Genomic DNA, 21,671 nt, shown 5'->3' on the forward strand with positions numbered 1-21,671 from the left:
GGAACAATCCCTTAACTAAATACAAGTCTGGTAACTATGGCGAGAAGGTCACACCCGTTCCCATCCCGAACACGGAAGTTAAGCTTCTCAGCGCCAATGGTAGTTGGGGGCTCTCCCCCTGCAAGAGTAGGACGTTGCCAGGCATGCTAAAGTACAGAGTGTTCACTCTGTGCTTTTTTGTTGTCTAGATTCAGTGTTTTCACTTTTCGTATTGTAAACAAACACGTGGTGAAAATAAAAGACATAAAATTATGAGGACTATTCTACTCGTTATAAAGTTGATTTTTACTGACTTGCTGATTATTTTATTTATTCTTGGCAAAACTATTTTAGTAGACATTCTAAAGGCAGATTTTCCTTAAACATTTGCTTGTCGGAGCTAACCAAGGCGCTTGCGCTTTTCTAATACTTTCATGTATAATTAATGTCAAATATAGTCAAAGTCAAGTTGGAGAAGGAGGTGGGCTTGATGAGAAACATATCAGATATCATTGAAAATTATCTTAAGCAAGTTTTAGAGATGAATGGCAGTGAAATAGTAGAAATAAAAAGAAGTGAAATAGCTGATAAGTTTCAATGCGTACCCTCTCAAATTAACTATGTAATTAATACAAGGTTTACTATTGAAAGAGGATATTTAGTTGAAAGTAAAAGAGGTGGTGGGGGCTATATTCGAATAATTAGAGTTCGACCCCATGACCAGGCACATTTAATTGATCATTTATTACGATTAATAAAGACCCGTATATCCCAATCCAATGCAGAAGATGTAATTATACGTTTAGTAGAAGAAGAAGTGATCTCTGAAAGGGAAGCAAAAATTATGTTAAGTGTAATGGATCGTTCAGTTTTATACATTGATCTTCCTGAAAGAGATCAATTAAGATCTCGAATGTTAAGTGCGATGTTGATGTCGATTAAATATAAATAGAGATAGAGGTGAATGTAATGATCTGTCAGGAGTGTAATGAAAGGCCGGCAACCCTACATTTCACCAAAATCATTAATGGAGAGAAGACAGAATTCCATTATTGTGACAATTGTGCGCAAGAAAAAGGTGAAATGTTTATGTTTGAGGGTGAACCAGGATTCTCTATAAATAATTTAATTGCGGGATTATTGAATTTTGATCCAGTTTTCCAGCAAGCAAAACAAGAGACCATGCCAAAGAATGAGATATTGCAATGTCCTCATTGTAAGATGACGTTTAAACAATTTGTAAATATTGGTCGCTTTGGTTGTGCAAATTGCTATGAAACTTTTAATAATCATTTACAACCAATTATTAAAAGACTTCATAGTGGAAATATTGAACATCACGGAAAGCTTCCTAAAAGAATAGGCGGAACGGTCCATATAAAAAGACAAATAAAACAACTAAAATTGGATTTACAACAAGCAATAAGTAATGAAGAATTTGAAAAGGCTGCTGAAATACGTGATCAGGTTCGTGCTTTGGAGGGTTCGCTTCTTGACGAAGGGGGAAAAACTTCATGAGTTTAGAAAAGTTTATAAGCCAGGCAGTTAGTTCATGGATGAATCAAGAAGGACCATATTCAGATATTGTTTTAAGTACAAGAATCCGTTTAGCAAGAAATTTTAAACAATATAAATTTCCTACCTTGTTTAATAATGAAGAAGCTAAGGAAATAATTTCTAAAGTAGAGTCTGTATTGCAATCCAGTAATATTCAAGATGGTGGTAAGATTGAATTACTTTTAATGGACGATTTACAAAATTTACAAAAGAGAGTTTTAGTAGAGAAACATCTAATAAGTCCAAATTTAGCAGATGATTCATCACATGGTGCGGTTATATTATCAGGTGAAGAAGATAGTAGCATTATGATAAATGAAGAAGATCATATTCGTATCCAATGTCTGTTTCCTGGTTTACAACTAGCAGAAGCACTTGAAAAGGCAAGTAGCATAGATGACATATTGGAAGAACACATTGACTATGCTTTTAACGAGAAACTTGGTTACTTAACTAGCTGTCCCACAAATGTAGGTACAGGGCTAAGAGCCTCAGTTATGGTTCATTTACCAGGTCTCATATTAACACAGCAAATGAATCGAATTATACCCGCTATTAACCAATTAGGTCTTGTAGTAAGAGGTATTTATGGTGAAGGCAGCGAAGCTTTAGGGAATATATTTCAAATATCAAATCAAATCACATTAGGGAAAACAGAAAAAGATATAGTAGAGGATTTGATAAGTGTCGTCCATCAAATAATTGCACAAGAAAGGTCTGCAAGAGAAGCATTGATTAAAACCTCAAACATACAATTAGAAGATAGAGTACATCGCTCTTATGGTGTATTGGCTAATAGTCGAATCATTGAAACGAAAGAGGCAGCACAGTGCCTATCTGATGTCCGTTTAGGAATTGATATAGGATATATAAAAAATGTATCAAAAAATATACTAAATGAATTAATGATATTAACTCAACCAGGTTTTTTACAACTATTTGCAGGTGGGCCTCTTCGCCCACATGAAAGAGATATTCGTAGAGCAACATTAATTCGCGAGCGTTTAAAGCTTGAAGAAATAAATAATGGTTAGGAGGAGATCGTAATGATGTTTGGACGATTTACTGAAAGAGCACAAAAAGTTTTAGCGCTATCCCAAGAAGAAGCAATTCGATTAAAACATAATAATATTGGTACAGAACATATTCTTCTTGGATTAGTCCAAGAAGGAGAAGGAATCGCCGCTAAAGCACTGTATGGGCTTGGTTTAAGCCCAGAAAAAATACAAATTGAAGTGGAAAATTTAATAGGTAAAGGTAAGGATTCCGGACAAACCATTCATTATACACCCCGTGCAAAAAAAGTTATTGAGCTTTCTATGGATGAAGCTAGAAAATTAGGTCATTCATATGTTGGTACAGAGCATATCTTATTAGGTCTAATTCGTGAAGGAGAAGGGGTTGCAGCAAGAGTCTTAAATAACCTAGGTGTTAGCTTAAATAAAGCAAGACAGCAGGTTCTTCAATTGCTTGGAAGTAATGAGACTGGGGGACATCAAGGAGGTAATACCTCAAATGCGAATACTCCTACTTTAGACAGTCTTGCACGTGATCTAACAGCTATTGCAAGAGAGGATACGTTAGATCCTGTTATTGGACGTAGTAAGGAAATTCAACGGGTCATTGAAGTATTAAGTCGTCGTACAAAAAATAATCCTGTTCTTATTGGTGAACCTGGGGTAGGGAAAACAGCAATCGCAGAAGGCCTTGCTCAACAAATTGTAAATAATGAAGTACCAGAGACTCTTCGTGATAAAAGAGTGATGACTTTAGATATGGGAACAGTTGTAGCAGGAACAAAATACCGTGGAGAATTCGAGGATCGCTTAAAGAAAGTGATGGACGAAATTCGACAAGCGGGGAATATTATTTTATTTATAGATGAACTTCATACACTCATTGGTGCAGGTGGTGCGGAAGGAGCTATTGATGCTTCGAATATATTAAAACCATCATTAGCAAGAGGCGAGCTGCAATGTATAGGTGCAACTACACTAGATGAGTATCGAAAATATATTGAAAAGGATGCAGCTTTAGAACGCAGATTTCAGCCTATTCAAGTAGATGAGCCTTCCACTGATGAATCAATTCAAATTTTGAAGGGTTTGAGAGACCGATATGAGGCACATCATCGTGTTTCAATTTCTGATGAAGCGATAGAAGCTGCAGTAAAACTATCAGACCGATATATTTCAGATCGATTTTTACCAGACAAAGCAATTGATTTAATTGACGAAGCAGGTTCTAAAGTACGATTACGCTCTTATACAACTCCGCCAAATTTAAAGGAATTAGAGTTGAATTTAGAGGAAATTAGAAAAGAGAAAGACGCTGCGGTACAAAGTCAAGAATTTGAAAAGGCTGCATCGCTCCGTGATTCAGAACAACGACTTCGTGAAAAACTAGAAGAAACGAAAAAGTCATGGAAGGAAAAGCAAGGACAAGAGAATAGTGAAGTGACAGTTGAAGATATTGCTTCAGTAGTTTCCAATTGGACTGGAGTCCCGGTTTCAAGACTTGCACAGACCGAAACAGAAAAATTATTAAATCTTGAAGAAATCTTGCATTCACGTGTTATTGGTCAAGAAGAGGCTGTTAAAGCTGTTTCAAAGGCTGTCAGACGTGCAAGAGCAGGTTTAAAGGATCCAAAACGTCCTATAGGGTCTTTTGTATTCCTAGGACCAACGGGAGTTGGAAAGACTGAGCTTGCTAGAGCATTAGCAGAGGCAATGTTTGGTGACGAAGATGCAATGATTCGGATTGATATGTCTGAATATATGGAGAAACATTCTACTTCTAGACTTGTTGGCTCCCCTCCAGGATACGTAGGTTTTGAAGAAGGCGGGCAATTAACAGAAAAAGTTCGCCGTAAGCCGTATTCGGTAATTTTATTAGATGAAATCGAAAAAGCACACCCAGATGTCTTTAATATTCTATTACAAGTATTAGAAGATGGTCGTCTAACTGATTCTAAAGGACGTACGGTTGATTTTAGAAATACAGTGCTAATTATGACATCTAATGTTGGCGCAGAATCCTTAAAACGAAACAAATATGTTGGCTTCAATATTCAAGATGGAAATCAAGATTATAAAGATATGAAAAGTAAAGTAATGGAGGAGCTTAAAAAAGCCTTCCGACCTGAATTTTTAAACCGAATTGATGAAATTATTGTTTTCCATGCACTAGAAAAAGAGCATTTAAAACATATTGTTTCACTCTTATCCGAACAATTAGTAAAACGATTAAAAGAGAAAAATATTGACTTAGAGCTTACAGAAGCAGCAAAAGAAAAAATTACAGAAGAAGGCTATGACCCAGAATACGGTGCAAGACCGTTAAGAAGAGCGATTCAAAAACATATTGAAGATCGTTTATCAGAAGAATTACTAAAGGGCGTAATTTTAGAAGGGCAAACGGTTGTTATAGATGTTATTGATGGGGAATTTACAGTGAGACCATCAGAGGTTACAGAGTCAATTTTATGATAAGTAAAAGTACATGCAAATTGTCAATAAAGGGCAAGTTCCATTTATGGTATTGGAACTTGCCAAGAAAATGAAACTATATACATGATTCAAACGTCTATATAAAGTAATCATTTATGGGGAAAACATAAATAGACTTAGATGTTTTTTTTATAAAGTTTCCACATTGACATAATTGGCATGTACTTTTTTAAAAGGTAAGAATGTATAAAATCTACTAAGGATATTAGTCATGAAAAGTGTCTGCTGTGTCTAGCTCCAGCGCCTATCGGCTAGCGGATTTCTTATTAAGTTTTTATAAGACTAATGAAAAAGTAATTACTATGTCAGAAAAGCATAGATATATAGAGAGGAAGTAAAAAATGGCAAAAAGAACGACGAAATTTATTTGCCAGTCATGTGGGTATGAATCTGCAAAATGGATGGGTAGATGTCCGGGGTGTAGTGAATGGAATAAAATGGTCGAAGAAGTTGAAATTACAGGAAAACCTCGAAAAGGTGCATTTTTACATACCCCTGTTGGGGAGGTAGTTAAGGCAACTCCGATAACTACAATTGTTTCAGAGCAGGAAGAAAGAGTTTTAACAGAATTAAAAGAATTAAATAGAGTGTTAGGTGGAGGAGTAGTTCCCGGCTCTCTTATTTTAATTGGCGGTGATCCTGGAATTGGGAAATCCACCTTACTTCTTCAAGTCTCTTCTCAATTATCTAAAAATGATCAAAAGGTTCTATATATATCAGGTGAGGAGTCAGTTAAGCAAACGAAACTAAGAGCTGATCGTCTTCAAATCGCATCTGATCAACTATATGTTTTTTCTGAAACCAACCTTGAGGCTATCCACCAAACTATACAAGAGATCACTCCACATTTTGTTGTTATTGATTCAATTCAAACGATCTTTCATCCAGAGATTACATCTGCACCAGGCAGTGTTTCACAGGTTAGAGAATGTACAGCTGAGTTAATGAGAATTGCAAAAACAAAAGGAATCGCAATCTTTATTGTTGGGCATGTTACGAAAGAAGGATCTATTGCAGGACCAAGGCTATTAGAGCATATGGTAGATTCAGTGCTTTATTTTGAAGGTGAACGTCACCACTCCTATCGTATTTTGAGAGCGGTCAAAAATCGATTTGGCTCTACTAATGAAATGGCAATTTTTGAAATGAAGGAACTTGGGCTTACTGAAGTAAATAACCCCTCAGAAATATTTTTGGAAGAGCGTTCAAAAGGTGCATCAGGATCTACAGTTGTTGCCTCAATGGAGGGAACACGTCCTGTTTTAGTTGAAATACAAGCACTTATTTCTCCTTCTATATATGGAATGCCAAGAAGAATGGGTACAGGTATTGACCATAATCGAGTGACATTACTGATGGCTGTATTAGAAAAAAGGGTAGGGTTATTATTACAAAATCACGATGCTTATTTAAAAGTAGCCGGAGGAATAAAGCTGGATGAACCAGCTATTGATTTAGCTGTTATCATTAGTATTGCATCTAGTTTTCGAGATCAACCGACAAGAGCGGATGACTGTATTATTGGAGAGGTAGGTTTAACAGGCGAAGTTAGACGTGTTTCTCGTATTGAACAACGTGTTCAGGAAGCTGCAAAACTTGGCTTCAATAGGGTGATCATTCCGAGTAATAATCTTGGAGGCTGGTCCATTCCTCATGGCACCCAAGTAATTGGCGTTTCAACTGTTCAAGAAGCTTTACAGCATGCACTAGGAGGTTGAGTGGATGGATGAAAAAAAGCCCCAACAAAAGTCCATGTCAGAAATATTACAGTTAATTGCGCCTGGCACACCAATACGTGAAGGTATTGATAATGTTTTACGTGCTAATACAGGTGGATTGATCGTTCTCGGGTTCAATGACCGAGTAAAATCGATCGTTGATGGGGGTTTTACAATCAATTGTCAATTTAGTCCAAGCTATTTATATGAACTAGCTAAAATGGATGGGGCAATCATCTTAAATGAGACGGGAAATAAAATATTGATTGCAAATGCTCAGCTCATTCCTGATCCGTCTATTTCTTCCTCAGAAACTGGAATGCGTCACCGAACGGCAGAAAGGGTAGCGAAGCAAACAAAATCTCTTGTTATCGCGATTTCACAAAGACGAAATGTAATTACTTTATATCAAGGTAGCTTTCGATATGCTTTAAAAGATATAGGTGTTATCTTAACAAAAGCTAATCAAGCGATTCAAACTCTAGAAAAGTATAAGGTTGTTTTAGATCAAAGCATCGCTAACTTGTCTGTACTAGAATTTGAAGAACTTGTAACATATAGTGATTTGCTGCAGGTGCTGCATCGGGTTGAAATGGTCATTAGAATAAAAAAAGAGCTAATAACCTATTTAAATGAGCTGGGTACAGAAGGAAGACTTGTTCGCTTACAAATGAAAGAATTACTAACTGATATTGAAGAAGAATCAGTTTTAATTATTCGTGACTATGCTAACGAAGGGCAGACAAAACCATTGGAAATGCTTTCACGCTTCCAGGATCTCGTTAGTTCGGATGTTTTAGATGACAATGTCATTATGAAATTATTGGGCTATAACAACTATATACATCCAGATGATTATGTTTGTCCAAGAGGATATAGGGTTCTAAATAAAATTCCAAGACTGCCTCTATCAATTTTGGAAAATTTGATTGTTCGATTTAAAGTATTACCTAATGTATTAAAAGCAACAGTAGATGAGCTTGATGAAGTTGATGGTATTGGAGAGGTAAGGGCTAGGAAAATTAAAGAAGGGTTAAAATTGATTAAAGAACAAACATTTGCTGACCGTCAGCTGTAAAGGCTTCCTTTCGTAAAGAAATTCTATTTAAAAAATATCCTATCCTTTTTAAAATAACATTGTTTTAGAAAAGTCCTATTGTAAAAACCATAAGGAGAAATTTCATATGTGCATAAACCTTTTTCAATATAACAAAAGTGTTTCTATAACATTACATTATAAAAATATTCATGAATTCGACGTTTTAAAGTTTAGAATTTGTTTATAATGATTAAAGGAGGTGAAGAGATGTTAAAGAAAATTGTTCAAGCATGTTTTTTAATTATAGGTGGGACACTTGGTATTTTTTTGCTCCCTGAACTATTAAAGCTTTTAAATCTATCTCATCATGTTATTATTAATAATCCGTATGTTACAGCCATTCTAGGTGCTATTATTTTTTATTTTATTTCTTTTTGGGCTGTAGATTATGTTGTTGGTTTTGTAAAATGGTTTGAGGACTCAATTGTTAAAGCACCAATTACTGAAATATTATCTGGAAGTCTTGGTCTTATTTTTGGGTTGTTAGCAGCGTATTTATTAGGGATTCCATTCAATAAAATGGAGATTCCTATTCTTAATACTGTGATTCCTATTCTTTTAACCATGCTTCTTGGATATGTAGGATTCCAAGTTGGATTTAAAAAACGGGAAGAGCTTATGAGTTTATTTACTATATCTGCACGTAATAAAAAGAAGAATTCTATAGAATCGGAAGAGGAAGTTAATCAATCAAAATCGTTGAAACTTTTGGATACAAGTGTCATTATTGATGGTAGAATTGCGGATATTTGTCAAACTGGATTTTTAGATGGAATCATCGTTATTCCACAGTTTGTTTTAGAGGAGCTGCAGCATATTGCAGATTCATCAGATGCCCTTAAACGAAATAGAGGCAGAAGAGGATTGGATATTCTTAAGCGAATTCAAAAGGAACTTCCAATCGAAGTTCAAATCTATGAAGGTGACTTTGATGACATCCAAGAGGTAGATAGCAAATTAATAAAACTTGCAAAGCTGACGAACGGGATCGTTGTAACGAATGATTTTAATCTTAACAAGGTCTGTGAACTTCAAAGTGTACAAGTTTTAAATATTAATGATTTAGCGAATGCAGTGAAGCCTGTTGTCCTTCCGGGTGAAGAGTTAAATGTCCAATTAATTAAAGATGGTAAAGAATCTCATCAAGGTATAGCTTATTTGGACGATGGTACCATGATTGTAGTCGAAGAAGGAAGAAACTATATAGGCAAACGAATTGATGTATTAGTGACGAGCGTGTTGCAAACATCCGCAGGAAGAATGATATTTGCTAAGCCTAAGCTTTTAGAAAAAGCATTATAATAGTCATTATAGGAGTATAATATATGGATTATCAGGTGATTATTCCTGCAGCAGGACAAGGAAAAAGAATGGGAGCGGGGAAAAACAAATTATTACTAGAATTACAGGAACAACCGATCATTCTTCATACGATCAATGTTTTTCTTCATGATAATTACTGCAAAGGAATTATTCTAGTGATTCAACCTGATGATGAGCCAATATTTAAAGTACTGCTGAAAAATTGTCCCATGAAAGAGAAAATCAAAATCGTGTATGGAGGTATTGAAAGACAATATAGTGTTTATAACGGCCTTCTTGCTGTTGAAAATACAGAAATTGTACTTGTACATGATGGTGCTAGACCTTTTATTAAATTAAGTACCATTCACCAATTAGTGAATGCTGCATTTGAAAAGGGAGCGGCAATTGCTGCTGTTCCCGTAAAAGATACGATAAAAAAGGTCAATAATTTTCAGGTAATGGAGACAATAGAGCGTACAAGCTTGTGGCAGGTTCAAACTCCACAAGCTTTTCGCTTTTCAATTCTTTTTAATGCTCATCAACAAGCAAATAAAGAAAAGTTTCTAGGAACAGATGAAGCTTCTCTTGTCGAGCGACTAGAATATCCCGTTCACATTGTAACTGGAGATTATGACAATATAAAGTTAACAACTCCAGAGGATCTTTATTTTGCAGAAGCCATCCTAAAAAAAAGATCAGTAAGGAAATAATGTTAAAAAAGGAGAATATCAGAAGATGTTTCGAATTGGTCAAGGCTATGATGTACATCAGCTTATTGAAGGGAGACCTCTCATTATTGGAGGAGTAACAATTCCTTATGAGAAAGGCTTACTAGGTCATTCTGATGCGGATGTTTTATTACATACTGTTGCAGATGCTTGTTTAGGTGCCATTGGTGAAGGGGATATAGGAAGGCACTTTCCTGATACAGATCCTACATTTAAGGATGCAGATTCTGCTGTTCTTCTCGAGCATGTGTGGAAGTTAGTTAAACAAAAGGGATACCGTTTAGGTAATATTGACTGTACGATTATTGCACAAAAACCGAAAATGTCACCTTATATCAATGAAATATGCAAGAGAATCGCACAGCTACTTGAGGGATCAGTCGAACAGGTTAATGTAAAAGCAACAACAACAGAAAAGTTAGGTTTTACTGGAAGAGGAGAGGGGATTGCCGCCATGGCGGTTATCCTTTTGGAAAAAGATTTAGCTGGTAAATAAATTCCTTGTACAGTAACGGAAAAATTCTAATTAAAAAAGTTTTTACGAATGCTTTTTTCATACTTTTACTGGTGTTAAAATAAAACTGTAATGAAAATTATTGAGGTATAGTTTTGATAAATTAGGAGGAAATACTCATGTCAACCGATATTCGTGTTCGGTATGCACCAAGTCCAACCGGACATTTACATATAGGAAATGCAAGGACTGCCCTATTTAATTATTTATTTGCTCGAAGTCAAGGTGGAACTTTTGTTATTCGTATTGAAGATACAGATCAGAAGCGTAATATCGCTGGTGGAGAAGAAAGTCAGCTAAAATATTTAAAATGGCTGGGTATGGACTGGGATGAGAGCATTGATAAAGAAGGCGAATTTGCTCCATATCGTCAATCAGAGCGTGGGGAAATTTATCAAAAGTATTATAACGATCTTTTAGATAGAGATCTTGCTTATAAATGTTATTGTACGGAAGAAGAATTGGAGGCTGAGCGTGAAGAGCAGCTTTCACGAGGAGAAACTCCTCAATATTCAGGAAAATGCAGGCATCTGACACCGGAAGAACAACAACGTTTAGCAAACGAGGGTAGAAAGCCGAGTATACGGTTTGCCGTACCAAAAGGGCGTACTTATTCTTTTAAGGATATAGTAAAGGATGAAGTATCCTTTGAGTCGGACGGAATTGGTGATTTTGTTATCATTAAAAAGGACGGAATTCCAACGTATAACTTTGCAGTAGCAGTGGATGATCACCTAATGAAAATATCTCATGTTCTTCGTGGTGATGACCATATTACGAATACACCAAAACAATTAATGATATATGAAGCATTTGGTTGGGAGCCTCCTGTGTTTGGGCATATGACATTGATTGTAAATGAAAATCATAAAAAGCTTAGTAAACGTGATGAAAGTATCATACAATTTATCGAGCAATATGAAGAGCTGGGATATTTACCAGAAGCACTATTCAATTTTATTGCGTTATTAGGATGGTCTCCAAAAGGAGAAGAAGAATTATTTACAAAAGACGAGTTTATTAAGATTTTTGATGCAAAACGGTTATCGAAATCTCCAGCGCTTTTTGATAAGAACAAGTTAACATGGATGAATAATCAATATGTAAAAAAACTAGACATAGACCGTGCTGTGGAAATTGCATTGCCACATCTTATTAAAGCTGAATTAGTAAACGAAAATTTATCTGAAAGTGAAAAGGATTGGGTTGACAATTTAGTTGCCTTATATCAAGACCAAATGAGTTATGGTGCTGAAATAGTTGAATTATCCAAGCTATTTTTTACTGATGAAATCGATTTTGATGAAAATGCAAAAGAAATTCTTAGCGAAGAACAAGTTCCTGAAGTGTTAAAGGCTTTTCTAAATGAAATAAATGGATTAGAAGAGTATAATGCGGATGAAATTAAAAATGCGATTAAATCTGTTCAAAAGTCAACTGGTCATAAAGGGAAAAAATTATTTATGCCAATTCGGGTTGCTGTTACTGGACAAGAACACGGACCTGATTTACCAAAGGCAATTCAATTATTAGGCAAAGAAAAAATAATTAAACGACTAGAAGATATTATTGGTTAACATTTTGAATGAAATGTAATATAGTATGACTATATAAGAAATGATCAATAATAAAAAATTATTAATATATAAAAAGTGTTGAAGAGGAGAAGTAGCAAAACGATTGCTTTAAAATGGAAATTCAAATAGGAGGGCAATTTCTCGGACTATTTGAACTACCATAAAAGAGAGAACCATCACCGGCTGAAAGTGGTTTAAGCCCCTCGTTTTGTGAAATGCACCTCTGAATCTTATTCCGAACGAACTTTTGGAGCAATTTCTAGTAGGAATAGGCGGTTACCTATCGTTAAAAAGGCCAAAGTTGGGATCTAATAAGTTTTATAAACTTATTGTATTCAAACAGAGTGGAACCGCGTAGAAGCGCCTCTGTCTATTCAGAGGTGCTTTTTTTATTGTCTAGCTCTATTGCAAAGCGGATTTCGAATTTTCTATTCAAATTATGAAAACATGCTTTCTTACTAATACTAAGGAAAGGAGTGGTTAGTGTGTTTAGACGTATGAAAGAAGATATAGAAGTGGTGTTTGAACAAGATCCTGCTGCAAGAAGTTATATTGAAGTTATTCTTACCTATTCTGGATTACATGCAATATGGGCTCATCGAGTAGCTCATAGTTTATATAAAAGAAAGTTTTTCTTTATTGCTCGAGTGATTTCACAAGTTAGCCGATTCTTTACAGGGATTGAAATCCATCCTGGAGCCAAAATAGGACGTCGCTTTTTTATCGATCATGGAATGGGAGTCGTTATTGGCGAAACATGTGAAATAGGAGATAATGTAACCGTATTTCAGGGTGTTACATTAGGAGGTACCGGTAAAGAGAAAGGGAAGCGACATCCCACTATTAAAGATAATGCACTTATTGCGACAGGAGCAAAAGTCCTTGGTTCCATAACAGTGGGGGAAAATTCAAAAATTGGAGCCGGATCAGTAGTACTTAAAGAGGTCCCTCCTAATTCAACCGTTGTAGGAATACCGGGACGAGTAGTTATACGCGATGGAATAAAAATAAAGAAAGATTTAAATCACAGTGATTTACCAGATCCTGTTGCAGATCGATGTTCTGCAATAGAGAATCAAATTAATCAATTACAAACAGAAGTAGCTCGGTTAAAAGAGGAAGGAGTCGAACAAACACATGACTATTCAAATTTATAATACGCTAACGAGACAAAAGGAACCGTTTATCCCTCTAGAAGAAGGCAAAGTAAAAATGTATGTTTGCGGTCCAACCGTTTACAACTACATTCACATTGGAAATGCAAGACCAGCTATTGTATTTGACACTGTCCGACGTTACCTAGAATATCGTGGTTTTGATGTAAATTTCGTATCAAACTTTACGGATGTTGATGATAAGCTTATCAGAGCGGCTAAAGAACTTGGTGAAGATGTGCCAACTATTGCTGACCGTTTTATCGACGCATACTTTGAGGATGTTTCTGCACTGGGATGCAAGACGGCAGATGTTCATCCAAGAGTAACTGAAAATATGGATATCATTATCGAATTTATCGAAACACTAATCGATAAAGGGTATGCTTACGAATCTGCAGGAGATGTTTATTACCGAACAAGAAGCTTTAATGGTTATGGAAAGCTTTCACATCAATCAATTGATGAATTAAAATCAGGTGCGCGTATTGAAGTAGGAGAAAAGAAAGAGGATGCACTGGACTTTGCTCTTTGGAAAGCAGCGAAAGAAGGAGAAATCTACTGGGAAAGTCCATGGGGGAAGGGGAGACCGGGCTGGCATATTGAATGCTCAGCGATGGCTCGAAAATATTTAGGAGATACAATCGATATTCATGCTGGTGGGCAAGATTTAACGTTTCCACACCATGAAAATGAAATTGCCCAATCGGAAAGCTACACCGGGAAGCTTTTCTCTAAGTATTGGATGCATAATGGATATATTAATATTAATAATGAAAAAATGTCCAAATCTCTCGGGAACTTTGTCCTAGTTCATGAGATTATTAAACACTATGATCCACAAGTACTAAGATTTTTTATGCTTGCAGTCCATTATCGTAATCCGATTAATTACAGTGATGAATTACTTGAGAATGCAGGCAGCGGATTAGAAAGGTTAAAAACCTCTTATCAAAATATGAAGCACCGTTTACAAAGCAGTTCAAATTTAACTGAAAATGATCAAGAATGGCTTGAAAAAATCCAATATTATCATAATGAGTTTATTCGTGAAATGGATGACGATTTTAATACGGCAAATGGGATTTCTGTTTTATTCGATTTATCCAAGCAAGCTAACTATTATTTACGTGAAAAGAACACTTCGGAAAAAGTATTAAATACATTCATAGATGAATTCAAAAATTTATTTGGTGTATTAGGATTAAAGCTGGAATCCGAAGAATTACTCGATGAGGAAATTGAAGAATTAATCCAAAAAAGAATTCAAGCTAGAAAAGATAGGGATTTTACCTTGGCTGATGCTATTCGCGATCAATTAAAAGAAATGAATATTATCCTAGAAGATACACCGCAAGGAATTAGATGGAGAAGAGGATAGACAATGAAAGAAATACAAGAAACTGTAGATGTTATGCAGATTAATAGTCTTGCGGCTGCCTATATGGGGGATGCGGTATATGAAGTATATATACGGCATCACCTTCTCCACCTAGGAAAAACCAAACCTCATCAGCTGCATAAGGAAGCGACAAAATTCGTTTCTGCTAAAGCACAAGCAAGTATTTTGAAGAGTTTTTTAGAACAAGATGTATTAACAGAAGAAGAAAAAGTCATCGTAAAGCGTGGAAGAAATGCTAAATCTGGATCGGTTCCAAAGAATACGGATGTTCAAACGTATAATCATAGCACTGGGTTTGAATCACTAATAGGTCACCTTTATTTAACAAAGAATTTCGATCGATTAGAACGAGTTATTTCAATGGCTATAGAAACAGTAGAACAATAATCATCGTACTTAATCACTAGAAGCAGGAGGTTTAAAATCATGGAACAAGAATATATCGCTGGAAAAAATCCGGTCATTGAAGCTCTAAAATCTAAACGAGATATTAATAAAATCTGGATTTCAGAAGGTTCAGTGAAGGGGCAAATGCAGCAAATAGTACAGCTTGCCAAACAATCAAGAGTGTTGGTTCAATATGTACCAAAACAGAAGATTGACCAAATGGTAAAAGAAAACCACCAAGGAGTTGTAGCTTTAGTTGCAGCTTATCAGTATGCAGAATTAGATGATTTATTTAAGCGTGCTGAACAGAAGCAGGAAGATCCTTTCTTTCTCATACTTGATGAATTAGAAGACCCGCATAATCTTGGATCAATATTAAGAACAGCTGATGCAGCAGGTGTTCACGGAGTAATTATACCTAAGCGAAGAGCTGTTGGATTAACTGCAACAGTTGCAAAAGCTTCAACAGGAGCAATAGAATATGTCCCAGTTGTGAGGGTAACAAATTTAGCTAGAACGATTGCGGAGTTAAAAGAACGGGGAGTATGGATTTTTGGTACGGATGCAAAGGGGAGTCAAGATTACCGTACTATGGATGGAAAAATGCCTTTAGCACTTGTAATAGGTAGCGAAGGAAGAGGAATTAGTCGTTTGATTAAAGAAAATTGTGATTTCCTTATTCATTTACCAATGGTTGGTCATGTTACGTCTCTCAATGCTTCTGTCGCTGCCAGCTTATTAATTTATGAGGTTTATCGAAAACGCCATCCTCAAGGGGAATAATGATGGATATTCTGCTCGTTGATGGTTACAACATTATAGGTGCGTGGCCAGAGCTTAGAAAATTAAAAAATACAAATTTAAGTCATGCTAGGGATCGATTAATTGAAAAAATGGCAGAATATCAAGGCTATACAGGTTATAGGGTTATTATTGTATTTGATGCACTATATGTGAAAGGGTTGGAGAAATTATACCATCAGCATAAGGTGGAAGTCATTTTTACAAAAGAAAATGAATCAGCAGATGAGCGTATTGAAAAGCTGGCCATTCAACTAAATAACCGGAGAACACAAGTCCATGTTGCAACTTCTGATTACACAGAACAATGGGCCATTTTTGGACAAGGTGCTCTTCGGATATCAGCAAGGGAGTTATTAAATGAAGTAAACATGATTCATAAAAAAATCGAAAAAAGTGTAAAGGAAATACATGAGTATAAACCTGCTTCGAGAATTCCACTTAGCAAAGATGTTGAAGAATTTTTCGAAAAACTCCGAAGAGGAAAACAATGAGTTGACGCTTGAAAATTCTGTAATGTATAATATTTCTATCTATTGCTTTGTGCGGTCAGGGGGATTCATGTGAACCTAAACATTGAGGTAACACATAACGAGGATTATGTGATGATGGAAGATGAGCAATTGATCGAGTTAGTACATAAAGGGGAAAGTGAGGCTTTGGATTATCTTATCCAAAAATATCGAAATTTTGTAAGAGCTAAGGCTCGCTCTTATTTTTTAATTGGTGCTGATAAAGAGGATATAGTTCAAGAAGGTATGATTGGGCTATATAAGGCCATTCGAGATTATAAAGAGGACAAGCTTACTTCATTTAAAGCCTTTGCAGAGTTATGTATAACTCGTCAAATTATTACAGCAATAAAAACAGCCACCCGTCAGAAGCATATACCGTTGAACTCGTATGTTTCTCTTGACAAGCCTATTTATGATGAAGAATCTGATCGAACCCTTATGGATGTAATTTCTGGAGCAAAAATTATGAATCCTGAGGAGCTAATTATCAACCGTGAGAAATATGGAAATATCGAAGGGAAAATCTCTGAGTTATTAAGTGACTTAGAAAGAAAGGTATTGGCCTTGTATTTAGATGGACAATCCTATCAAGAAATTTCTGAAGAACTAAATCGACATGTTAAATCGATTGATAACGCACTTCAAAGAGTAAAGCGCAAACTAGAACGCTACTTGGAAGTCCGTGAATTCAGTTCATAATTAAACCTATTATTGACAAATTTAGATTTTGCGTGTTACTTTTTAAACAAGATAGAGTTATTTAATAGAGTAAATCTATAAAATTCATGCTAACCTAGAGTAGCAGATATTTTTTTAATAGAAAGAGTAATAAGGTGTTCTGGATGCAAAGAAAAATAGTACTAGCATGTGCCCAATGTGGTTCGAGAAATTACTCGACCATTTATAATAAACAAACAGATAGTGAACGGTTAGAGGTAAAAAAGTTCTGCAAGTATTGTAAAACCCATACTGTTCATCGCGAAACAAAGTAGAGCTTCTAAAATATTTAAATGCTAACCATATCATGCCGGAGGTCACAAAACATGTCGATTACGAAATTCTTTCGAAACGTATCAAGTGAAATGAGAAAAGTTAGTTGGCCCAAAAAGAAGGAGTTAACTGGCTACACGATTACAGTAATTGCAACAGTTGTAATTTTAGCAGTATTTTTTATGGTAGTTGATTTAGGCATATCATCACTGATAAAATGGATTTTAAAGTAAAATAAATAGATTTTGAATCTTTGTGTTGAATAACATATGTCGATGCATGGTATAATGGAAATAATAAGTGCATTTTTTAGCCCGGTTAACGGGTTTTTTATTTTGGGAAGGCTTTGTTAAAACAATATTGTTGTTACTAATAACATCTCAAAGCCTTTAGATAAAGTAATATTTTACATTAGTTAGGGAGGGACGGACGTTAGTCCTTATAAATGGAAAAGAATTGGTATGTTGTCCATACGTATTCTGGTTATGAAAATAAAGTAAAAGCTAACTTGGAAAAACGAGTAGAATCAATGGGAATGCAAGATAAAATTTTTCGTGTGGTTGTTCCTGAAGAAGAGGAAACAGAAGTAAAAAATGGGAAAAAGAAAGTAACGAAGAGGAAAGTATTCCCAGGTTATGTTTTAGTAGAAATCATTATGACGGATGATTCATGGTACGTTGTACGGAATACACCTGGAGTTACCGGTTTTGTTGGTTCAGCAGGATCTGGGTCTAAACCGACACCACTTCTTCCTGATGAAGTGAAAGTGATTCTAAAACATATGGGTATGGAAGAAAAACGAGTGGATGTTAATTTTGAAATCGGTGAAACTGTTACCGTTAAAGAAGGACCTTTTGCAAACTTTGAAGGGAAAATTGAGGAAATTGACCGTGATAAAGGCAGAGCGAAAGTTATGGTTAATATGTTTGGAAGAGAAACACCAGTAGATCTAGTTTTTGCACAGATTGATAAAATATAATTTGAAACAACTTGAAATTTGCCATTAAGAATGGTAAAATTCTTTAGGTCAGTATTTGCTACTGAACAAACATATATATCTTTATTAATAATAAAGATTTTTCTGTTAGGAGTGGGAGGGGAAACCCCTATTACCACATCACGGACTTTAAGGAGGTGTGTCTCGTGGCTAAAAAAGTAGTGAAGATTGTAAAACTACAAATTCCTGCTGGTAAAGCAAACCCAGCTCCACCGGTTGGTCCTGCACTTGGTCAAGCTGGTGTAAATATCATGGGATTCTGTAAGGAGTTTAACGCTCGTACTGCAGACCAAGCTGGTTTAATTATCCCTGTTGAAATTACGGTTTTTGAAGACCGTTCATTTACATTTATCACAAAAACCCCACCTGCTGCAGTTTTACTTAAAAAAGCAGCTGGAATCGAATCAGGTTCAGGTGAACCTAATAGTAAAAAAGTAGCGACTGTTAAACGCGACAAAGTGCGTGAAATCGCTGAAACAAAAATGCCTGACCTTAACGCTGCAAGTGTTGAAGCGGCAATGCGTATGGTAGAAGGTACTGCACGCAGCATGGGTATCGTAATCGAAGATTAATCCATGTAAAAAAATTGGTTTTTCATCCGACGGGGTTGCGATGCTAGAATTTGAAACTGCTCGCAACCTTTATTCGTGGGAGGTTAATCCGTTAAAACCACATTCGAGGAGGAAAATTTGAATGGCTAAAAAAGGTAAAAAGTACGTTGAAGCATTAAAATTAGTAGATCGCACAAAAGCTTATTCTGTAAGTGAAGCGATTGAATTAGTAAAGAAAACAAGCTTTGCTAAATTTGATGCAACTGTTGAAGTTGCTTTCCGTCTTGGAGTAGATCCTAAGAAAGCGGACCAACAAATCCGTGGAGCAGTTGTATTACCTAATGGAACTGGTAAAACACAACGCGTATTAGTATTTGCTAAAGGTGAAAAAGCGAAAGAAGCAGAAGCAGCTGGAGCAGATTATGTAGGAGATAGCGAATATATTAATAAAATCAACCAAGGTTGGTTTGAATTTGATGTTATCGTTGCAACTCCTGATATGATGGGTGAAGTTGGTAAACTTGGTCGTGTTCTTGGACCAAAAGGTTTAATGCCAAACCCTAAAACTGGAACAGTTACATTTGATGTAACTAAAGCTATTAACGAAATCAAAGCTGGTAAAGTTGAATACCGTGTTGAAAAAGCGGGTAATATTCATGTTCCGGTTGGTAAAGTATCATTTGATACTGATAAATTAGTTGAAAACTTTACAACTATTTTTGATACTTTGATGAAAGTGAAACCAGCAGCTGCAAAAGGTACTTACATGAAGAACATTTCAGTTACTTCAACAATGGGACCTGGCGTAAAAGTAGACGCTTCATCATTTGTTGTTAAAAACTAATTTGACATCATTAATGATCTTTGATACAATTAATGATGTTGTTAAAATAAATAACATTTGTACCGTAGACAGTAGGTGCTATCTTTTAGCTTAATTCCCTACCGAGGTAATGCGATATATAATAATAGCCGATTTGGGCTATTTGCATTAAACCTCCATGTCTACTTTGAGATATGGAGGTTTTTATGTTTCGGTATAAGTGTTCATCTAAATTTACAGGAGGTGTAAAGATGAGCAGTGCAATTAATCAAAAGAAACAAATCGTAGACGAGATTGCTGGTAAATTAAAATCAAGCGTATCTACAGTAATTGTAGATTACCGTGGATTGAATGTTGCTCAAGTTACTGAACTTCGTAAACAACTTCGCGAAGCTGGTATTGAATTCAAAGTTTACAAAAACAGTTTAACTCGTCGTGCTGCAGAAGTAGCTGAATTATCTGGTTTAGAAGATTCTTTAACTGGACCAAACGCAATCGCATTCAGTACTGAAGATGTAGTTGCGCCAGCTAAAATCTTGAATGATTTTGCTAAAAAGAACGAAGCTCTTGAAATTAAAGCAGGTGTGATTGAAGGCAATACTGCGACAGTTGAAGAAATTAAAGCTCTTGCAGAACTTCCATCTCGCGAAGGCTTACTTTCTATGTTGCTTAGCGTTCTTCAAGCACCAATCCGCAACCTTGCTCTTGCAACAAAAGCTGTTGCTGATCAAAAAGAAGAACAAGGCGCGTAATATAATAAAAGTAATTGCTTAGTTTATATTAAGTTAAATTTCTAAAACACACTATACAAAATAATATAATGAAAATTTAGGAGGATATCATAATGACTAAAGAACAAATCATTGAAGCTGTCAAAGAAATGACAGTTCTTGAATTAAATGACCTTGTTAAAGCTATTGAAGAAGAATTTGGTGTAACTGCTGCTGCTCCTGTTGCTGTAGTTGGTGCTGCTGGTGGAGAAGCTGCTGCTGAAAAAACTGAATTTGATGTAGTACTTGCTAATGCTGGTGCACAAAAAATTAAAGTTATTAAAGTTGTTCGCGAAATCACAGGTCTTGGCCTTAAAGAAGCGAAAGAAGTTGTTGACAACGCTCCAAAATCACTTAAAGAAGGCGTTGCTAAAGAAGAAGCTGAAGAAATCAAAGCTAAACTTGAAGAAGTTGGAGCTAGCGTTGAAGTTAAGTAATCATCACGATTTAAAAAAGCTCGCTGTTTAAAGCGGGCTTTTTTTGTCTATTTCTATAATAATTGAACTTTAAAAGGGGACGAGATAAGATGACTAATCATTACTTTTCCCGTAAGCCAGAAATAGAAAGTCGTCCAGTGTATTGGGATTTCCCTCTTCGCGGACAGATGTTTAGATTTAAAGCAGATCAAGGTGTTTTTTCTAAAAAGGAAGTAGATTTTGGGTCGCGTGTATTAATTGACATGTTCCGAATGCCTGAGATTGATGGACCGATCCTTGATGTAGGATGTGGTTATGGTCCTATTGGGCTTGCGATAGCAAAAATGCATTCTGATAGAATGATGCATATGATTGATGTGAATGGAAGAGCACTTGAACTGGCTAAAGAAAATGCTGAGAATAATCATGTGAAAAACGTTGAAATATATGAAAGTGATCGGTATGAAAATGTAAAAGAAACAGGATTTGCTGCTATCGTAACAAATCCGCCAATTCGAGCTGGGAAAAACATTGTCCATGATATTTTAGTGAATAGTTATAATTATTTAAAATCACAAGGTGAACTCTGGGTAGTCATTCAAAAGAAACAGGGAGCGCCATCCGCAAAAGCTAAGTTAGAGGAAATATTTGAAGAAATAGAGTTAGTGGGTAAAAATAAAGGATATTATATTTTAAAGGCTAAAAAATCTTGACGTTAATTAAACAATGTGTTAGCATTAAAAAATGCCAATATGATATTTTCTATAATTATAGCCAATTTTCAATATGTCAAGTATAAATTTTTGGTGTTATGGAAAATACTTATAAAATAATAGCTCGTCATGTGGAAATTGTGGTTTTTATAGAAAACCCTTTTTC

24 protein-coding genes, 1 rRNA gene and 1 other annotated feature are annotated in these 21,671 nt (G+C 35.6%); all 25 genes read left to right on the forward strand.

The features are described 5' to 3' along the window. Positions 1-26 precede the first annotated feature (26 nt). Positions 27-143: ribosomal RNA gene (rrf, locus tag ACQKP0_RS22240) — 5S ribosomal RNA — on the forward strand. A 326-nt stretch (positions 144-469) separates the two neighbouring features. Then, on the forward strand, positions 470-931 hold the full coding sequence (locus tag ACQKP0_RS22245; RefSeq protein ID WP_427408016.1) for a CtsR family transcriptional regulator: 462 nt from the start codon (positions 470-472) through the stop codon (positions 929-931). Positions 932-948: 17 nt separating this feature from the next. Further along, positions 949-1,497, forward strand: coding sequence for a UvrB/UvrC motif-containing protein (locus ACQKP0_RS22250; protein WP_427408017.1), 549 nt, complete (start codon positions 949-951; stop codon positions 1,495-1,497). After that, entirely contained in the window at positions 1,494-2,570 is a 1,077-nt protein-coding gene (locus tag ACQKP0_RS22255) for a protein arginine kinase (RefSeq protein WP_427408018.1), read from the forward strand. The genes ACQKP0_RS22250 and ACQKP0_RS22255 overlap by 4 nt, the downstream gene beginning before the upstream one ends. A gap of 12 nt (positions 2,571-2,582) precedes the next feature. Then, on the forward strand, positions 2,583-5,024 hold the full coding sequence (gene clpC / locus ACQKP0_RS22260) for an ATP-dependent protease ATP-binding subunit ClpC (protein ID WP_427408019.1): 2,442 nt from the start codon (positions 2,583-2,585) through the stop codon (positions 5,022-5,024). A 362-nt stretch (positions 5,025-5,386) separates the two neighbouring features. Then, positions 5,387-6,763: a DNA repair protein RadA gene (gene radA, locus ACQKP0_RS22265; RefSeq protein WP_427408020.1), complete on the forward strand. Its 1,377-nt coding sequence runs from the start codon at positions 5,387-5,389 to the stop codon at positions 6,761-6,763. A 4-nt stretch (positions 6,764-6,767) separates the two neighbouring features. Next, positions 6,768-7,841, forward strand: a complete 1,074-nt coding sequence (gene disA, locus ACQKP0_RS22270) for a DNA integrity scanning diadenylate cyclase DisA (RefSeq protein ID WP_427408021.1) — start codon at positions 6,768-6,770, stop codon at positions 7,839-7,841. A gap of 228 nt (positions 7,842-8,069) precedes the next feature. Beyond that, complete coding sequence (locus ACQKP0_RS22275; RefSeq protein WP_427408022.1) at positions 8,070-9,164, forward strand: PIN/TRAM domain-containing protein; 1,095 nt, start codon at positions 8,070-8,072, stop codon at positions 9,162-9,164. Between the two features lie 23 nt (positions 9,165-9,187). Then, positions 9,188-9,877: a 2-C-methyl-D-erythritol 4-phosphate cytidylyltransferase gene (gene ispD / locus ACQKP0_RS22280; protein WP_427408023.1), complete on the forward strand. Its 690-nt coding sequence runs from the start codon at positions 9,188-9,190 to the stop codon at positions 9,875-9,877. Positions 9,878-9,902: 25 nt separating this feature from the next. Beyond that, positions 9,903-10,391: a 2-C-methyl-D-erythritol 2,4-cyclodiphosphate synthase gene (gene ispF / locus ACQKP0_RS22285; RefSeq protein WP_427408024.1), complete on the forward strand. Its 489-nt coding sequence runs from the start codon at positions 9,903-9,905 to the stop codon at positions 10,389-10,391. Between the two features lie 137 nt (positions 10,392-10,528). Further along, positions 10,529-11,986 (forward strand): glutamate--tRNA ligase, encoded by a 1,458-nt coding sequence (gltX, locus tag ACQKP0_RS22290; protein ID WP_427408025.1) that lies wholly within the window; start codon positions 10,529-10,531, stop codon positions 11,984-11,986. A gap of 485 nt (positions 11,987-12,471) precedes the next feature. Continuing rightward, positions 12,472-13,143 carry a serine O-acetyltransferase gene (cysE, locus tag ACQKP0_RS22295; protein ID WP_427408026.1) on the forward strand — a complete coding sequence of 224 codons (672 nt, stop codon included), beginning with the start codon at positions 12,472-12,474 and terminating at the stop codon, positions 13,141-13,143. Continuing rightward, positions 13,124-14,521 carry a cysteine--tRNA ligase gene (gene cysS / locus ACQKP0_RS22300; protein WP_427408027.1) on the forward strand — a complete coding sequence of 466 codons (1,398 nt, stop codon included), beginning with the start codon at positions 13,124-13,126 and terminating at the stop codon, positions 14,519-14,521. Before cysE ends, cysS begins: the two co-directional genes overlap by 20 nt. A gap of 3 nt (positions 14,522-14,524) precedes the next feature. Continuing rightward, entirely contained in the window at positions 14,525-14,929 is a 405-nt protein-coding gene (locus tag ACQKP0_RS22305; RefSeq protein ID WP_427408028.1) for a Mini-ribonuclease 3, read from the forward strand. Positions 14,930-14,968: 39 nt separating this feature from the next. Beyond that, positions 14,969-15,712: a 23S rRNA (guanosine(2251)-2'-O)-methyltransferase RlmB gene (rlmB, locus tag ACQKP0_RS22310; RefSeq protein WP_427408029.1), complete on the forward strand. Its 744-nt coding sequence runs from the start codon at positions 14,969-14,971 to the stop codon at positions 15,710-15,712. A gap of 2 nt (positions 15,713-15,714) precedes the next feature. After that, positions 15,715-16,224: an NYN domain-containing protein gene (locus ACQKP0_RS22315; RefSeq protein WP_427408030.1), complete on the forward strand. Its 510-nt coding sequence runs from the start codon at positions 15,715-15,717 to the stop codon at positions 16,222-16,224. Positions 16,225-16,335: 111 nt separating this feature from the next. Further along, on the forward strand, positions 16,336-16,944 hold the full coding sequence (gene sigH, locus ACQKP0_RS22320) for an RNA polymerase sporulation sigma factor SigH (protein WP_427408074.1): 609 nt from the start codon (positions 16,336-16,338) through the stop codon (positions 16,942-16,944). A gap of 143 nt (positions 16,945-17,087) precedes the next feature. Then, the gene (gene rpmG, locus ACQKP0_RS22325; RefSeq protein ID WP_427408031.1) at positions 17,088-17,237 is read left to right on the forward strand and encodes a 50S ribosomal protein L33; all 150 of its coding nucleotides are present in this window, start codon (positions 17,088-17,090) and stop codon (positions 17,235-17,237) included. 51 nt (positions 17,238-17,288) lie between these two features. Beyond that, positions 17,289-17,468: a preprotein translocase subunit SecE gene (secE, locus tag ACQKP0_RS22330; protein ID WP_427408032.1), complete on the forward strand. Its 180-nt coding sequence runs from the start codon at positions 17,289-17,291 to the stop codon at positions 17,466-17,468. 212 nt (positions 17,469-17,680) lie between these two features. Further along, positions 17,681-18,214 (forward strand): transcription termination/antitermination protein NusG, encoded by a 534-nt coding sequence (gene nusG / locus ACQKP0_RS22335; RefSeq protein ID WP_427408033.1) that lies wholly within the window; start codon positions 17,681-17,683, stop codon positions 18,212-18,214. A gap of 164 nt (positions 18,215-18,378) precedes the next feature. Then, a complete protein-coding gene (gene rplK / locus ACQKP0_RS22340) occupies positions 18,379-18,804 on the forward strand; it encodes a 50S ribosomal protein L11 (RefSeq protein ID WP_427408034.1) in 426 nt (141 codons plus the stop codon). A gap of 121 nt (positions 18,805-18,925) precedes the next feature. Next, the gene (gene rplA, locus ACQKP0_RS22345) at positions 18,926-19,627 is read left to right on the forward strand and encodes a 50S ribosomal protein L1 (RefSeq protein WP_427408035.1); all 702 of its coding nucleotides are present in this window, start codon (positions 18,926-18,928) and stop codon (positions 19,625-19,627) included. Between the two features lie 44 nt (positions 19,628-19,671). Then, positions 19,672-19,822: a sequence feature (ribosomal protein L10 leader region), on the forward strand. 35 nt (positions 19,823-19,857) lie between these two features. Continuing rightward, a complete protein-coding gene (gene rplJ / locus ACQKP0_RS22350) occupies positions 19,858-20,358 on the forward strand; it encodes a 50S ribosomal protein L10 (RefSeq protein ID WP_427408075.1) in 501 nt (166 codons plus the stop codon). Between the two features lie 92 nt (positions 20,359-20,450). Then, positions 20,451-20,813: a 50S ribosomal protein L7/L12 gene (rplL, locus tag ACQKP0_RS22355; protein WP_427408036.1), complete on the forward strand. Its 363-nt coding sequence runs from the start codon at positions 20,451-20,453 to the stop codon at positions 20,811-20,813. 89 nt (positions 20,814-20,902) lie between these two features. After that, complete coding sequence (locus ACQKP0_RS22360) at positions 20,903-21,505, forward strand: class I SAM-dependent methyltransferase (protein WP_427408037.1); 603 nt, start codon at positions 20,903-20,905, stop codon at positions 21,503-21,505. Positions 21,506-21,671 lie beyond the last annotated feature (166 nt).

The sequence above is a fragment of the Heyndrickxia sp. NPDC080065 genome (assembly GCF_050281185.1).
Lineage (GTDB): Bacteria > Bacillota > Bacilli > Bacillales > Bacillaceae_C > Heyndrickxia.

Bases quoted from the DNA above. Each gene is read 5' to 3' on its own strand.
- ACQKP0_RS22245 (WP_427408016.1), top strand. From the start codon at position 470: ATGAGAAACATATCAGATATCATTGAAAATTATCTTAAGCAAGTTTTA.
- ACQKP0_RS22250 (WP_427408017.1), top strand. From the start codon at position 949: ATGATCTGTCAGGAGTGTAATGAAAGGCCGGCAACCCTACATTTCACC.
- ACQKP0_RS22255 (WP_427408018.1), top strand. From the start codon at position 1,494: ATGAGTTTAGAAAAGTTTATAAGCCAGGCAGTTAGTTCATGGATGAAT.
- clpC (WP_427408019.1), top strand. From the start codon at position 2,583: ATGATGTTTGGACGATTTACTGAAAGAGCACAAAAAGTTTTAGCGCTA.
- radA (WP_427408020.1), top strand. From the start codon at position 5,387: ATGGCAAAAAGAACGACGAAATTTATTTGCCAGTCATGTGGGTATGAA.
- disA (WP_427408021.1), top strand. From the start codon at position 6,768: ATGGATGAAAAAAAGCCCCAACAAAAGTCCATGTCAGAAATATTACAG.
- ACQKP0_RS22275 (WP_427408022.1), top strand. From the start codon at position 8,070: ATGTTAAAGAAAATTGTTCAAGCATGTTTTTTAATTATAGGTGGGACA.
- ispD (WP_427408023.1), top strand. From the start codon at position 9,188: ATGGATTATCAGGTGATTATTCCTGCAGCAGGACAAGGAAAAAGAATG.
- ispF (WP_427408024.1), top strand. From the start codon at position 9,903: ATGTTTCGAATTGGTCAAGGCTATGATGTACATCAGCTTATTGAAGGG.
- gltX (WP_427408025.1), top strand. From the start codon at position 10,529: ATGTCAACCGATATTCGTGTTCGGTATGCACCAAGTCCAACCGGACAT.
- cysS (WP_427408027.1), top strand. From the start codon at position 13,124: ATGACTATTCAAATTTATAATACGCTAACGAGACAAAAGGAACCGTTT.
- ACQKP0_RS22305 (WP_427408028.1), top strand. From the start codon at position 14,525: ATGAAAGAAATACAAGAAACTGTAGATGTTATGCAGATTAATAGTCTT.
- rlmB (WP_427408029.1), top strand. From the start codon at position 14,969: ATGGAACAAGAATATATCGCTGGAAAAAATCCGGTCATTGAAGCTCTA.
- ACQKP0_RS22315 (WP_427408030.1), top strand. From the start codon at position 15,715: ATGGATATTCTGCTCGTTGATGGTTACAACATTATAGGTGCGTGGCCA.
- sigH (WP_427408074.1), top strand. From the start codon at position 16,336: ATGATGGAAGATGAGCAATTGATCGAGTTAGTACATAAAGGGGAAAGT.
- rpmG (WP_427408031.1), top strand. From the start codon at position 17,088: ATGCAAAGAAAAATAGTACTAGCATGTGCCCAATGTGGTTCGAGAAAT.
- secE (WP_427408032.1), top strand. From the start codon at position 17,289: ATGTCGATTACGAAATTCTTTCGAAACGTATCAAGTGAAATGAGAAAA.
- nusG (WP_427408033.1), top strand. From the start codon at position 17,681: ATGGAAAAGAATTGGTATGTTGTCCATACGTATTCTGGTTATGAAAAT.
- rplA (WP_427408035.1), top strand. From the start codon at position 18,926: ATGGCTAAAAAAGGTAAAAAGTACGTTGAAGCATTAAAATTAGTAGAT.
- rplJ (WP_427408075.1), top strand. From the start codon at position 19,858: ATGAGCAGTGCAATTAATCAAAAGAAACAAATCGTAGACGAGATTGCT.
- rplL (WP_427408036.1), top strand. From the start codon at position 20,451: ATGACTAAAGAACAAATCATTGAAGCTGTCAAAGAAATGACAGTTCTT.
- ACQKP0_RS22360 (WP_427408037.1), top strand. From the start codon at position 20,903: ATGACTAATCATTACTTTTCCCGTAAGCCAGAAATAGAAAGTCGTCCA.